12 protein-coding genes are annotated in these 13,899 nt (G+C 41.7%); 4 read left to right on the forward strand and 8 right to left on the reverse strand.

Going from position 1 to position 13,899, the window contains the following annotated elements; genetic code table 11:
- Positions 1-12: 12 nt before the first annotated feature.
- The 7 genes from NSS87_RS19700 to NSS87_RS19730 form a co-directional block, all read right to left on the reverse strand.
- A complete protein-coding gene (locus tag NSS87_RS19700; protein ID WP_042189536.1) occupies positions 13-672 on the reverse strand; it encodes a methionine ABC transporter permease in 660 nt (219 codons plus the stop codon).
- Positions 647-1,693 carry a methionine ABC transporter ATP-binding protein gene (locus NSS87_RS19705; RefSeq protein ID WP_339242201.1) on the reverse strand — a complete coding sequence of 349 codons (1,047 nt, stop codon included), beginning with the start codon at positions 1,691-1,693 and terminating at the stop codon, positions 647-649. The genes NSS87_RS19700 and NSS87_RS19705 overlap by 26 nt, the downstream gene beginning before the upstream one ends.
- Before the next feature lie 46 nt (positions 1,694-1,739).
- Entirely contained in the window at positions 1,740-2,900 is a 1,161-nt protein-coding gene (locus NSS87_RS19710) for an amidohydrolase (RefSeq protein WP_339242203.1), read from the reverse strand.
- A gap of 20 nt (positions 2,901-2,920) precedes the next feature.
- Positions 2,921-3,592 carry a GntR family transcriptional regulator gene (locus tag NSS87_RS19715; protein WP_042189543.1) on the reverse strand — a complete coding sequence of 224 codons (672 nt, stop codon included), beginning with the start codon at positions 3,590-3,592 and terminating at the stop codon, positions 2,921-2,923.
- A 238-nt stretch (positions 3,593-3,830) separates the two neighbouring features.
- Positions 3,831-5,183, reverse strand: a complete 1,353-nt coding sequence (locus tag NSS87_RS19720) for a sodium-dependent transporter (RefSeq protein WP_339242205.1) — start codon at positions 5,181-5,183, stop codon at positions 3,831-3,833.
- A gap of 211 nt (positions 5,184-5,394) precedes the next feature.
- Positions 5,395-6,267, reverse strand: coding sequence for a carbohydrate ABC transporter permease (locus NSS87_RS19725; RefSeq protein ID WP_042129067.1), 873 nt, complete (start codon positions 6,265-6,267; stop codon positions 5,395-5,397).
- A gap of 15 nt (positions 6,268-6,282) precedes the next feature.
- Positions 6,283-7,233, reverse strand: coding sequence for an ABC transporter permease subunit (locus NSS87_RS19730; RefSeq protein WP_042132288.1), 951 nt, complete (start codon positions 7,231-7,233; stop codon positions 6,283-6,285).
- A 155-nt stretch (positions 7,234-7,388) separates the two neighbouring features.
- Here NSS87_RS19730 and NSS87_RS19735 point away from each other — a divergent pair, with 155 nt between their 5' ends.
- The 4 genes from NSS87_RS19735 to NSS87_RS19750 all read left to right on the forward strand — a co-directional run bounded on the left by NSS87_RS19735 (position 7,389) and on the right by NSS87_RS19750 (position 13,256).
- Positions 7,389-9,200 (forward strand): sensor histidine kinase, encoded by a 1,812-nt coding sequence (locus tag NSS87_RS19735; protein ID WP_042189548.1) that lies wholly within the window; start codon positions 7,389-7,391, stop codon positions 9,198-9,200.
- Positions 9,201-9,204: 4 nt separating this feature from the next.
- Positions 9,205-10,815, forward strand: a complete 1,611-nt coding sequence (locus NSS87_RS19740) for a response regulator (protein ID WP_339242207.1) — start codon at positions 9,205-9,207, stop codon at positions 10,813-10,815.
- Positions 10,816-10,920: 105 nt separating this feature from the next.
- The gene (locus NSS87_RS19745) at positions 10,921-12,600 is read left to right on the forward strand and encodes an ABC transporter substrate-binding protein (protein ID WP_076299279.1); all 1,680 of its coding nucleotides are present in this window, start codon (positions 10,921-10,923) and stop codon (positions 12,598-12,600) included.
- Between the two features lie 119 nt (positions 12,601-12,719).
- Positions 12,720-13,256: a CDP-alcohol phosphatidyltransferase family protein gene (locus tag NSS87_RS19750; RefSeq protein WP_256716279.1), complete on the forward strand. Its 537-nt coding sequence runs from the start codon at positions 12,720-12,722 to the stop codon at positions 13,254-13,256.
- A gap of 4 nt (positions 13,257-13,260) precedes the next feature.
- On the opposite strand, the gene NSS87_RS19755 is transcribed toward NSS87_RS19750, so the two are convergent.
- Complete coding sequence (locus NSS87_RS19755; protein WP_339242211.1) at positions 13,261-13,857, reverse strand: DUF1349 domain-containing protein; 597 nt, start codon at positions 13,855-13,857, stop codon at positions 13,261-13,263.
- Positions 13,858-13,899 lie beyond the last annotated feature (42 nt).

A 13,899-nucleotide genomic window follows, 5' to 3' on the forward strand; every position in this document is an offset into this window, starting at 1 on the left:
AATATGTAATGACTAATAACGGCGAATTTTTCTTGCTAGCGTGTTGCCTAAAGATTGAATGCCTTGCACTAAAATAATGAGAATAACAACAGTAGCTACCACGACAACCGTATCAAAACGTTGGTACCCATATACAATCGCCAAGTCGCCGACACCGCCGCCCCCTACCGTTCCAGCCATTGCAGTTGCACCGATCAACCCGATCGTTGCCGTTGTCAAAGACAGAATTAATGATCCAACCGCCTCTGGCAACAAAAAGTACCATATCACTTGAAATGGCGTTGCCCCCATCGCTTCAGCAGCTTCGAGAATTCCCGGGTTCACTTCAAGCAGGGAGTTCTCTACTAAACGGCCAATATAAGGTGCGATGTAGATAATTAAAGGTACGATCGCTGCGCTTGTCCCAATCGAAGTATGAACAATCAAACGTGTGAAAGGTACAATCGCTACAAGTAAAATAATAAAAGGCAGAGAGCGTATAATGTTGATGATCGGATTTAGTATGGCGTAAAGCGCTTTGTTCTCCAAAACCCCACCAGGACGAGTGATTACAAGCAATATCCCAAAGGGTATCCCTATCAATGAGCCAACAAACAAGGAGACGCCAACCATCTGAATCGTTTCAATAATCGCCTGCAGAAATTGATCACCTGTTAATGTGGTCGAAAACATTAGATTCTACCTCCTCTACACCGACGACTCCATGACGTTTTAAGAAAGATAACGCATTGTTAATCTCAGCTGTATCTCCACTGCATTGAATAATTACTGTACCCAGTGTCGTTTCCTGAATCTCGGTCGTGTTCGCAAATAAAATATTGACCTTCATATCGAAGGATCGAATCATCTCGAACAGGATAGGCTCAGAGGCGCTTTCTCCAACAAAATTAAGTTTATAAAGAACACTTCCGGGTTCTGTTTTGATGGATTTTTGGACGCTTGGCGTAATGCTGTTCTGAATAACCGTCTTCACAAAATTTTGTGTGGTCTTATGCTTCGGACTACCGAATACATCTAGAACGCTTCCTTGCTCAATAATACGGCCCTCTTCCATCACCGCCACCTTGTTGCAAATCTCTTGAATGACAGACATTTCATGTGTAATGATCATCACAGTAATGTTGTACTCTGCATTGATTTTTTTTAATAGCTGTAAGATAGAATGTGTCGTCTGTGGATCTAAGGCAGAAGTCGCTTCATCACATAATAGGATGGATGGATTCGAGGCAAGCGCTCTGGCAATCCCGACCCGCTGCTTCTGTCCACCTGATAATTCACTAGGGTAACTCCCTGCTTTGTCACTTAATCCAACAAACTCTAGCAACTCTTGTACACGCTGGCGGATTTCATTCTTATTCTTTTTTAAGAGAACTAGAGGAATCGCTACATTATCAAATACTTTTTTAGATTCTAATAGATTAAAATGTTGAAAAATCATGCCGATATTCTTCTTAGCCGCCCGTAACTCTTTATCGTTATAGGTTCCTAAATCACGCCCAGCAACGAAGACCTGTCCTTCAGTAGGTCTTTCCAAATAATTGACTAAACGAATTAATGTACTTTTCCCCGCACCACTATAGCCGATAACGCCAAAGATATCGCCTTTATCGACCTTTAAATCGATCCCTTTAAGAGCATCAATCGTGATTCCTTTCCGAGTGAACGTTTTGGAAACCTGCTTTAGTTCAATCATATACATTCCTCTCAATCATCTTTAGGATTTAGGTCTAGGAGATCAATTAAGCTTTGACTTGTAGCTTCACCAGCGCTTGTTCTGCCAATAAAGCGAAGTACTTCGCAGCGGGTAAAATCGCAGCTTCATCCACATCGAATCGAGGGTGATGTAAAGCATAGGCTGGGCCTGATCCTATATTTACAAAAGCACCCGGTATCTGTTGTAAATAAAAGGAGAAATCTTCTCCTCCCATTTGCGGTGGAATGTCATGTACTATATATCCGGCATCTGAAGCGACCTCTTTGGTAAAGTCAGCCCATTCGCCATGATTAATCGTTGCTGGTGGTCCTGGATACCAATGTAGCTTAGCCTCTGCCCCAGCAGCTGCAGCAATTCCTTCGATGATTCGGGTCATTTGGATTGGAATCTGGCGACGAATCTCTTCATTGTAAGTTCGCACCGTACCTTCTAATTCCACTTTTTCCGGTAGGACATTCCATGTGAAGCCCCCATTAATTCTGGTGACACTTAACACAACCGGTTCAGTGGTACTGTTTTGACGGCTTACGATGGTTTGTAGCGAGGTAATGATCTGAGCCGCAGTGACAATGGAATCCACACCTTTTTCAGGATAAGCAGCATGAGCGCCGACACCTTTTATCGTAATTTCAAACCGATCAACACCTGCTGTTAAAGCTCCTGTTCTTGTTCCAAAAGCTCCTGTAGGCAGGTCTGGTGAATTATGTAAACCGAATATAGCGTCAACACCCTTGAGTCCTCCTGATGCTAAGACACTCTCCGCTCCATGCCCTGTTTCTTCTGCTGGTTGGAACAATACTCTAACCTTGCCAGGCAATTCACTTTCACGTGCCTTTAACAATAAGGCAGCTCCTAGAATCGTAGCCGTGTGAAAATCGTGCCCACAAGCATGCATTTTTCCAGGAATCTCAGAAGCAAAAGATAATCCAGTCTGTTCCTCTATCGGAAGCGCATCAATATCACAGCGAATAGCTACAACAGGTCCATTACCTTGTCCGATCTCTGCGATAAGTCCGGTTTGTAAAGGAAGGTCTAGAATATGAATATTGGCATGGGTCAGCCATTCCCGTAATTTCTCTGTGGTCTTAAATTCTTCATAAGCTAATTCAGGCTCTCTATGTAGGTTTCTACGAACATCAATTAATTGATTCGCTAATGCTTGATCAACCTCATTAAGTATATTCATAGTAAAGTGCTCCCCTTTCTTTATGCTTCCAACTTTTCTTCAATACCTTTAATCCGGTCAAGTGCAGTAGCTAGACTGCTTAAAATATGATCTCGCATTGCTTTTTCAGCGCCATCTTCATTGTGGTCAGCGATCATTTGCAAGATAAGATCATGTTCTTCATCCGCCTGTGTATTCCAATCTCCATGCATGGAGACGAATCTACAATAGCGAAGGGAATGATCTCTTAATTGATTCAGAACTTTCTCGAATGTTTTTAGTTCGCTGATTTCTGATAAATAATCATGGAACTCAAATCCATAGGTTACAAAATTCTGATTGTCGCCAAGTTGGAAGGAGTGTTTCATTTTTGTAATCATCGTCGTTAAATTAACAATATCGTTCTCTGTAGCATGCTTAGCTGCATTTCTTGCGATATAGCCTTCAAGCATGCTGCGAATTTGGAATATTTCTTCAACCTCTTTGAGTGTCACAGAAGCCACCCGCAGTCTTCCATTTGGCTGTCGAATGAGAAAATCCTCGTTCTCCAATCTCTGTATCGCCTCTCTTAGTGGAGTACGACTAACCCCTAGTAACGCTGCCAAATTTTCTTCATGTACAGGCTGATTCGGCTCTAATTCACTATCAATAATTTTTTGTTTTAATGCATCATAGGTATTATCCTTTGACAACCTCCGTGATCGTATCGCCATATTTATGTAGCTCCTCATCGATAATCTGTCGGGCAAGAGCCTCAACAATATATTTGTATAATTGTATACAATTATTAGTTTTGAATTGATTCGTTCAATCTTTTTTTATACTATATTCCAATTAATCCACCTAGTCAAGTAGGATTTAGAGGATTAATGTATTTATCTTCAATATCAAAAAAAACTCTACAACCACAAGGGTCGTAGAGCTTTTTTTGATGACTTTTTAGAAATTGAATTAAAATTTAATAATCCCTGAAGTATGAAGCAACACCAAGAACACCAGAATCGGCGCAACATACCGGAGCATAAACAACCAAACGCGGAACCAACCTGCCTTAAGCCCAGCCGCTTCTGCTGCCCCTTTCCAGAAATAACCGGCAAAGATGGTAACCAACAAACCGCCTAGTGGCAACATAATGTTAGAAGTTACAAAATCCACCCAATCGAACAACGCTTTGCCGCCAAACGATAGCTCAGGGACCATTCCCAGTGACATCGCCGAAGGAATACTGAGGAGGAAACATACTAATGACAAAATCCAAACTGAACGTTTACGGCTCCAATTCCAGCGCTCCATCGCGAAAGATACAGGCACCTCAAGCAGAGATACGGCAGAAGTTAAAGCGGCAATCGCCAGCAAGATAAAGAACAAACCACCAAAGAATGCACCAAATGGCATTGCTGAGAAAGCTGCTGGCAAAGCAATGAAAATTAGCGAAGGACCTTGATCAGGTGCAATGCCAAATGAGAATGTCGTCGGAAAAATAATCAATCCTGCGATAAACGCATATAACAAATCTCCTGCCCCGACTGCGAGTGCAGCAGTTCCTAGCGATTGTTTTTTATCCACATAAGAGCCGTAAGTCAGGAGAATCCCCATCCCAAGTGAAAGTGAAAAGAAGGCATGTCCCAAAGCGACTAGCGCAGATTCCGCCGTCAGCACCGAAAAGTCTGGTTTTAGGAAAAAAGCTACTCCTTCGTTTGCACCTGGTAAGGTAACAGCACGAACCATTAATACAATTAGGAGAACGACCAGACCAGGAATCAATACCTTATTAAATTTCTCGATCCCGCCTGATACTCCAAGAATAACAACACCCGCCGTTATAAGGATTGCTATCCCCTGCCAAACAATTGGCATAGGTCCAGATATAAAGGAGCTGAATTCACCTGCATAATTACTGGAACTGAACAATTGTCCATTGAAGGCAATCATTGCGTAGTTCAACGTCCATCCTGCAACAATAATATAAAAGGAAAGAATTAAAAATGGTGCAAGGACTTGCAGAAATCCGACTGCCATCCAGTTCTTCCCGCCTCCGGCTCGTACAAATGCAGTAGCCGCGCTTCCACGTCCGCTACGACCGATGGCCAACTCTGCCAACAATACGGGTAAACCGATCAACACTAAACATACAATGAAAAGAAGGAAGAAAGCCGCTCCCCCATTTTCCCCAGTGATATACGGAAATTTCCACATATTCCCCAGTCCTACTGAGCTCCCAATCGCTGCGAAAATAAAGCCGGCGGAAGAGAAACGCTCCTTCTTCTCTGAGAGAAGATTTTTTTCACCTTTAAATTGATTCATTCTTATGCCCCGTTTTCTTTTTTTTCTTTTTTAGACCTCATTATAGCCTATGTTAGCTTGATCGTCATATGAAAATTTTCTGAATATTTTTATTGTTTTCAATAATTATCCAGTTTAGCCATGAAATCCGTCTAAATAAAAAAAGAGCTACATGTTCTAGTCTTGGACTAGAACCGTAGCTCCTTCTTCAAACTCTTTTTCTAAAAAGAGATTATTCTTTTACAGCACCTACCACAATCCCAGTTACAAAGAAACGTTGCAGGAAAGGATAAACCAATAGAATTGGCAAAGCACTTATAAAAATCTGCGAGGCCCGGATGGTTCGTTGTGATAAATTAGCAACGGCTGCCGGATCAAGCTTAGACATATCTGCCTGAACGATAATCGTCTGCATAAACGTCGCTAGCGGAAGCTTGTCTGCATCTCTGATATAAATAATACCGTCAAAATAAGCGTTCCAGTGTCCTACCATAAGGAATAGAGAGACGGTTGCAATAACAGGTAAGGAGACCGGTAAATATATTTTCACAAAGGTCTGAAAGTGTCCTGCCCCATCAATAAAAGCTGCTTCCTCAAGATCTTTAGGTACGGTACGGAAGAAATTCAGAAGCAAAATGATGTTAAATACAGCAACTAATCCAGGAAGAATAAGTGCCATCAATGAATTCATAAGACCAAGCTTCAGAATTAGAATGTAACCCGGTATCAGACCACCGCTGAACAGCATGGTGACAACAAAATACCAAAGATAAACGTTTCTTGCACGAAAGACTCTTGTTTCCTTAGACAGCGCATAAGCTGCAACCGTATTTACTACCAGCGCTAGTCCTGTTCCGAGTACTGTCCGTTCCACAGACACCCACAAGGAGTTAAGGAAATTGACATTATTAAACGTCTTTGCATAGGCTTCAAAGGTAAAGCCAATCGGCCAGAATGTGACTAATCCAGCATTAGCAGGTGCGGATGCACTAAGAGATACCATGAGTAAGTGGTACAAAGGTAGCAGGCAGAGCACGGAAAGGATAGTCAAGCACACATTATTGATAATACTGAATATTCGATATGGAATTGTTTTATGGTACATCAGTTGTCATCCTTTCTAGAAAATTCTGTACCCTGCAAATCTATAAGCAAGTCGGTAAGAGACTACAATTAAGACTAAGCTAATTAACGATTTGAATAGATTAACTGCGGTTGCGAAACTGAACTGTCCGCTTAGTAGACCTTCTCTATACACGAAAGTATCAATGATATCTCCCTGCTGATAGATCAATGGACTGTACAAGTTAAAGATCTGGTCAAAGTTTGCGTTGAGCACATTACCCAGTGCCAAGGTGGCGATTACGATAGCGATTGGGATTAACGCAGGAATTGTGATATACATCGTTTGTTTCCAACGCCCCGCCCCATCCACTTCAGCAGCTTCATAAAGTGATGGATTGATACCCGAAAGTGCCGCTAAAAAGATAATCGTATTGAAACCAAACTCTTTCCAAACATCACTAGCAATGATAGTGAACCTGAACCAGTTGCCGTCTCCTAGGAAGAAAATCGGCTTGATGCCGAATACAGATGTGAGGAATTGATTGACAATACCTGTCTGAGCAAGGATATCAATGAGAATCCCTGAAAGTGTAACCCAAGACAGAAAGTGCGGAAGATAAACGAGTGTTTGAATAGTTCTTTTAAGGCCCATTCTTCTTACCTCATTAAGCAATAAGGCGAAGATAAACGGAATAATCAAGTTCAAAACAATTTTAGAGCAAGCAAAAAATAACGTATTCCACGTAATGGACAGGAAATAATCATTCTCCCACATGTACCTGAAATGCTTAAGTCCGACCCACTCGGAATCAAAAAAACCTAGTGCAGGTTTATAGTCTTGAAATGCCATAAGAATTCCGGACATCGGAATATAAGAAAAAATAAAAACCATGATTGCCGCTGGCAACACCATAAAATGGAGAATCCATGGTTGATTAAAGCCTTTTTTTCTTTTTTTACTCGGCTGACTTTCTAGGCTCGCCTGTGGTATCGAGTTAACCTCCATATTAGCCTCCATAGCTCTCTCCTGTTCCCAAAAAAAATATTTTGTGTGTGATGGGGATCTCTGCTATAAATAGTATCAGGCGTTTCTCAGGTTTGACTATATAACATTGTTAGGCTTGATAGGGTTTTATTAGGACAACATCTGGAGGGGCATTTATGAATTTATGGAAGCGCTTTACAATACTTAGAGGAAACTTACAATCTCGATTTAGTCTGTTTGCCAAAATAAACAGCTTGATCATACTCCTATTCATTCCCATCATTATCATGTATACCTTTTCAAATAACGTCACCTTCGAGGTTGTTGGCAAAGAGTTGCAGACGTCCAATACGAAACAACTCACTTTTTTATCCAATCAGATCGATTCTCGAATTAATCAGATGATGGACTTCACCCTTATTCTCTCAAGAGATCCCAACGTCAGGGCATTCAATGGACTAAATGTATGGGAAGATCGATATGATCAGATGCAGACCAGATATATTCTCCAGGAAAAGATGGTGCTTCAAGCTGGGGTTACAGATATTTGGCCGACCAGATACGCCGTTCATTCACAGCAGAATAAAGATGTCATCGCCAATTACGACAGACCCATCGGGTATGATGAGGATTATTTAAAAGCAAATATGAGCGGAAGATGGACGTATGGTGATCATGGTGTGGAATCTCAAGGCGATTTAAAATCCTTTTACTGGTTCTTAACGGATTCCTTAGCTCAGCCGGGGACATTAACAGGAAGTAGCCTAGTCATTGAAGCCAGCTTCAGTTATACGAACATTCAGAACATGCTCGATTCGTACAAAGCAGGTGGGCAAGGCGATCCGTTCTTCTATCACAAAGGGGAGAAACCGATCCTCAACCGTAGCGCGGACAAGCAGCTATCCGACGAACTAGTTAATTACCTGGATAATCACTCTCCGGAGAATACAACTCAGGATGTAGTGAAGCTAAATGGGAAGAACTATTTGGTCAGTTCTGTGAAATCAGCCTCTTTGGATTGGCATTTAGTAGATGTTGTCCCCCTTTATCAAATTCTCAAACCGATTTCTCTTAGTCGAGATTTATTCTATATCACAATGATTCTGCTGTTTGTTGTGGGAGTATCCTCTTCCATTCTGCTGTATAGAAACGTTCAATATCCGATTAAAAAACTAGTCAGTGGTTTACAGCGCGTACAGCAAGGAGATTACTCCGTTCGGCTTCATAGCAATGAGCAAAATGAGTTTTCGTTTCTGTTCCGTCGTTTTAACGATATGTCCCATCAAATTCAAGACCTGATAGAAAATGTATTTAATGAAAAGATCCGTGCTAGAGAAGCTACCCTCAAGCAGCTTCAAGCGCAAATTAATCCACATTTTCTCTATAACTGTCTTGGTTATATTATCAATATGGCCCAGATGAAAGATGAGGACGCAGTCGTCTCAATGGCTTATAATCTAAGTGCTTACTATCGTTATACCACCCGGATGGAACGGGAGACGGCTTCTTTGGAGGAAGAAATCAAGCTCTTGGTCAACTATTTAGATATCCAGAAACTGCGTAATGGCAGAATTGATTATCATATTGATATTCCTGAGGATATGCTTAGCCAATCTGTACCTCGCCTAATGCTTCAACCTATGGTGGAGAATTCTGTGATTCATGGAGTAGCGAAGTCCTATTCATCAGGTGAGATCAAGATTAGTGGTGAGAAGTCAAACGGTTTCTGTAGAATTTATATCGATGACGATGGTCCTGGCTTGAATCCCGATCAGCTAGAAGCATTAAACCGTAAAATGCAGGAGCCTTTGCAGGAGGAAATGGGTTGTGGTCTTTGGAATACAAATCAGCGGATCATTCACCTGTTCGGCAATCATTCAAGTCTTACCTTCAAGCCATCCCCTCTCGGTGGATTCCGAACAGAAATTATCTGGGAAATCCCAACTGAGGATGATAGTTATAAATTAAAGGAACATCAAGGAGACTAACAACATGCAGATGATCATAGTAGACGACGAAGCACACTGGGTAGATAATCTTTCCATGACTAAACCCTGGCATACGCTAGGAATTGAACATGTGCATAAAGCTTATTCCGCACGTGAAGCGCTACAAATTATCGATACGCATCCCATTGATATAGTAATCTCAGATATTCAAATGCCAGAAATGACGGGAATCGAATTGATAGAGCGGATAAGAAAACATAACAAAAAAATTAAATGTATTATTTTATCCGGCCATTCAGAATTCGATTATGCCAAAAAAGCACTTCAGAACAAGACCGTGGATTACTTGCTTAAACCGCCGACTGATGACGAATTGCTCGGAGCAGTCAAAAATGCGATCAATCAATTGAATGCTGAATGGGAGCTTATAAGTTCTCTTAAACGAACCCAGTTTACCCTCCGGGAGAACCTCCCTGTTTTACGGGGGCGTTTGCTACTGGATGCCTTACAAGGTCATCGTTTTCAAGCCGGTGAATGGGAACGGAAGCTCGTGAGTTACGATCTGCCCTTTCAATCCGGAGAAGCCGCATTGATGCTGGTACGAATGGAAGAAGAATTCAGAGAATTTGATAATACCGATCAAACCTTGATTGAATATGCGATTATTAATATGGCTGAAGAGATTATGGGAGAATTTATGGAAGTCTGGGGCGTTAAAGAGGAACATGGATATCTTGTGTTTCTGCTACAGCTTAAAGAACAAGAAACTGATCTTGGAAAAGAATCCATATTAGAGAAGCTTTCTTTACAACTTCAATATAAGGTCAAGCAATTTCTGAAAGGCTCACTATCCATTGTAATCACGGAGTGGTTCAAGTTTCCTGAGCAGCTGTCGAATCGTTTTCATCAGGCCTCCTCCTCTTTCCGCCAAATTGTCGGAGATGAGCGAGAATTCATTATGCGGGTCAGTGACTTAGAGCTTCCCTCAGCACAAGGGCCTTTAGACGCTCTTTATACCCCACCCTCTTTGATTCATCTACTGGAGAGTGGACATTGGGATGCGGCCGAAGAGAAATTGCTTGCCGTCTGTGCCGAGCTGGATGAGAAATGGTCTGAATCCTGGGAGCATTGCATGGAGGCTGGCTTTTTAATTACTGCTTCTTTCACGAATCTTGCACATCGCAATGGTCATACGCTAGCAAACTTAATGGGGACCGATATAGAAGCGTTGCAAAGTGGGGATGCTTTTACCAGCATTAGTAAACTAAGAAAATGGTCGCTAAGTGTTCTAGCCAATCTAAAAGAAGGCACATCCAACGAAATCAAAGACATACGTTCCGAGTATGTAAAGAAAATTCAAGATTATACGGATAAGAACTTGCATGATGATGTATCATTACGTGTTCTGGCTGACCATGTAAACCTCCATCCGACCCATTTATCAAAAATTTATAAGATTGAAACAGGTGAAGGCATTAGCGATTATATCTCGCGCTTGCGGATGGATCGTGCCTGTCATAAGCTGAAGACCACCAATAAAAAAGTCTATGAAATCAGCATGGAGATTGGATATATGGACCCTGCTTATTTTATCAAAGTATTCAAACGGCAGTTTGGGGTAACGCCGCAGGAATATAGAGATACTAACAAATAACATGATAGAGTCCTATCGAAACTAAAAATCTCATATAGATGACATCCCCGACAAGTTGTTAAAGTTACACTTGTAAAGATCATACACAGTAGGGGGAATTGAAGAATGATCAAGTTCAAGAAAATGTGGTCGCTTCTCACGGTCACAGCACTTATCACTCTCACAGCATGTGGCAGTAGCGGCACATCTAATGAGAATGCCAAAAATGGTAACGCTACCAATAATACCCAATCCGAAGCAGATGCTGCTTTCGCAAAAGGCAAATACGATCCACCGATCGAGTTCAGTGCCGTATTGATGCCTAAGAAGTATGTTCAAGGTGATACCAAAGAAAACAACGTTCACGATCGCTGGATGCTTGAAACATTGGGTATGAAGCATAAAGATACTTGGTATCCTGCAAATGACGATCAATACAGACAAAAGCTTCAACTTGCCATTGCTTCCGGCGAAAAGCTTCCTGATTTCGTTTTTGCACCAACTAACGCAGTATTGACCAATCAGCTTATTGATTCCGGTCAGTTCATCGCTATTGATGAGTTGTTTGATAAGTATGCAAACAAAATTCTGAAAGATCACGTTGCAGCACATCCAGAACTTTGGTACCCATTCACTAAAGACGGTAAGAAATATAATCTGCCGATCCTTGAATATACCGACAATGATGATACGCTCTTGTGGTTACGTGAAGATTGGATGGAAAAGCTGAAGCTGGAAGCGCCTAAGACCATCGCCGATCTTGAGAACATCATGGATAAATTTAAGAACGAAAACCCTGATGGGTTAGCGCCTAAAGATGTGTACCCGCTTGCAATTTCTTTGAAAAACAACACAAATACCTGGATGGGCCAACTAGACTGGTTATTCGGGGCATACGGTACAATTGAGGAACAATGGAACAAAGATAAAGATGGCAATCTTGAATATGGTTCCATTAACCCAGGTGCTAAGCAAGCACTCGCAAAGCTTAGCGAATGGATGGATAAAGGATATATTCACACGGACTCCGCCCTTTGGGATGAAGGTAAATCCGCTGAGAGCTTCACGAAAGGTGCAGCTGGTATTCTGCCAGGCGCCAACTGGGTTCCAGACTGGCCAGCTCCCGATCTTATGAAGAATGTACCTGGAGCGAAGATTAAAGGTTATCCGGTTCCAGCAGGACCAGATGGTTTGATTGGAACCAAATGGCAGAATTCCGGTGTAAATGCTAGTATCATGATTAACAAGGATGCTAAGCATCCAGAAGCTATTTTCTTGTACTATAACTACTTGCTTGATAACTTAGCTAACCCTGCTGCAGGCAGTCAATATGAATATGGCTTTGCTAAAGGTTACGACTGGGATATGATTGATGGAGAACCAACAAGTGATAAAGACAAGATTAAAGACTTCTCCAATGAATTCCCATTCTTAACAGGTCCGGCCCGTATTCCTGATCTGTTTATGAAGACTTTGGTTAAACTTGCTGACGGCGAGACACCTGTAACACCTTATGAAAAACAAATGGCAGAGTTCCGTAAACCAGAAAACTGGGCGGCAGGAAAAGTGGTTATGTCACAACTAGACGTTCGTAAACAAAACTACTTTACTGGTGCTGCTACACCAACAATGGTTTCCAAATGGAACCTGCTTCGTCAGTCCGAAATGGAAACTTTCAACAAAATTATTTATGGCAAACTGCCAGTAGACTCCTTTGACCAATTCGTTGCCAATTGGAAATCCAATGGCGGTGACCAAATCACTAAAGAAGTTAACGAATGGTTCAAGTCTGTATCCGCGCAATAAGCTTTAACAAACATAGAAACAAGCCGGAGCGAGCATTCGCTCCGGCTTGTTTTTTATAGAATTTGCACTCCTCTGGTAAAATAGAAATAAGATAAGGTCGTATACAAAGGTGGGATTAAATGATGAAGAGAATACCCAATGGAATTACGTTTGGCAGAATCATTTTGGCAATGTTGTTATTATTCCTCGATCCGCTAAGTTTGGCCTTCCTTGTAATTTATATCCTTTGCGGGGTCACCGATCTGATCGATGGACCTATTGCTAGAATGACGAACACAACAAGTAGCCTTGGAGCAAAACTGGATTCCGCAGCCGACACGATACTGATAGCGGTCTCCTTATTTACACTATATCCGCTTCTGGGACTTACGCTCGAAATCATGATATGGATCTTCATGATCGCGGTCATCCGTCTAACATCGATAGGGGTTGCCCTCCGAAGATTCAAAACTTACGCAAGCATTCACACCTATGGCAATAAACTGACCGGACTCCTCTTATTTATAACTCCTCTATGGCTTCTCCACATCGATCACACCATTTGGAATGTCTTTGTATGTATCATTGCTACCATATCCGCCGTGGAGGAATTCATCATCCAATTCACTTCAAAACAATTACAGTTAGACCGAAAAGGATTGTTCATTAAAAATTGATCCATTAGAAGCGGCTTTCACCCTTCGATTCCGACAAACTCAAATAGTCGAATTTCAATGAGCAGCCTTCACCTTGGGGAGATTGTGCGACAACACCCGCTACGCATTCAGCACCTTCCTTCATTCCAAAATATCGGATCAGTGCCCAGTTCGCTCCGTCCTCTGAATAGGAGAAAGTAACACAATGATTTTGCTTGGTGATACGCAAATATGGATTATCCACAGCAACTTGTACGGAGTTACAATCATCTGACATCCCTTCCCTTGTCACCACAGACACGATTATGGGATACTGTCCGTCAAACTCAAAGCAAATTTTGGCCCAGTTATAATGGTCCATCATAAACATGAGACATCCTGAATCATATTTATGGCGCATTTCGACACGAAGTCTGGTTGTCAATTCAAATGAATCTCCAACAGGTGTAGATAAGAATGGCGCTGAGCTTACCATATGTTTTCCTGCCGGGTCTTGGAAAAAATCCGATTTAGGTGGTGCAATTATTGTAAGCTCATCTAAGTCTGTAAACTCCCAACGTTCGGGGCAATTCATCCAGCTCAGTTGTTCTCTTGTCTCGTTTACAAATAAGTTATTAGTCATTCTAATTCTCCTATCATGAATGATTTTTTGATTACAAATTTT

The sequence above is a fragment of the Paenibacillus sp. FSL F4-0243 genome, from assembly GCF_037963295.1.
Classification (GTDB): domain Bacteria; phylum Bacillota; class Bacilli; order Paenibacillales; family Paenibacillaceae; genus Paenibacillus_AQ.

What these genes read in the sequence shown, in the direction of transcription:
- NSS87_RS19700 (WP_042189536.1), bottom strand. Translation starts at nt 672, where the DNA reads ATGTTTTCGACCACATTAACAGGTGATCAATTTCTGCAGGCGATTATT.
- NSS87_RS19705 (WP_339242201.1), bottom strand. Translation starts at nt 1,693, where the DNA reads ATGATTGAACTAAAGCAGGTTTCCAAAACGTTCACTCGGAAAGGAATC.
- NSS87_RS19710 (WP_339242203.1), bottom strand. Translation starts at nt 2,900, where the DNA reads ATGAATATACTTAATGAGGTTGATCAAGCATTAGCGAATCAATTAATT.
- NSS87_RS19715 (WP_042189543.1), bottom strand. Translation starts at nt 3,592, where the DNA reads ATGGCGATACGATCACGGAGGTTGTCAAAGGATAATACCTATGATGCA.
- NSS87_RS19720 (WP_339242205.1), bottom strand. Translation starts at nt 5,183, where the DNA reads ATGAATCAATTTAAAGGTGAAAAAAATCTTCTCTCAGAGAAGAAGGAG.
- NSS87_RS19725 (WP_042129067.1), bottom strand. Translation starts at nt 6,267, where the DNA reads ATGTACCATAAAACAATTCCATATCGAATATTCAGTATTATCAATAAT.
- NSS87_RS19730 (WP_042132288.1), bottom strand. Translation starts at nt 7,233, where the DNA reads ATGGAGGTTAACTCGATACCACAGGCGAGCCTAGAAAGTCAGCCGAGT.
- NSS87_RS19735 (WP_042189548.1), top strand. Translation starts at nt 7,389, where the DNA reads ATGAATTTATGGAAGCGCTTTACAATACTTAGAGGAAACTTACAATCT.
- NSS87_RS19740 (WP_339242207.1), top strand. Translation starts at nt 9,205, where the DNA reads ATGCAGATGATCATAGTAGACGACGAAGCACACTGGGTAGATAATCTT.
- NSS87_RS19745 (WP_076299279.1), top strand. Translation starts at nt 10,921, where the DNA reads ATGATCAAGTTCAAGAAAATGTGGTCGCTTCTCACGGTCACAGCACTT.
- NSS87_RS19750 (WP_256716279.1), top strand. Translation starts at nt 12,720, where the DNA reads ATGATGAAGAGAATACCCAATGGAATTACGTTTGGCAGAATCATTTTG.
- NSS87_RS19755 (WP_339242211.1), bottom strand. Translation starts at nt 13,857, where the DNA reads ATGACTAATAACTTATTTGTAAACGAGACAAGAGAACAACTGAGCTGG.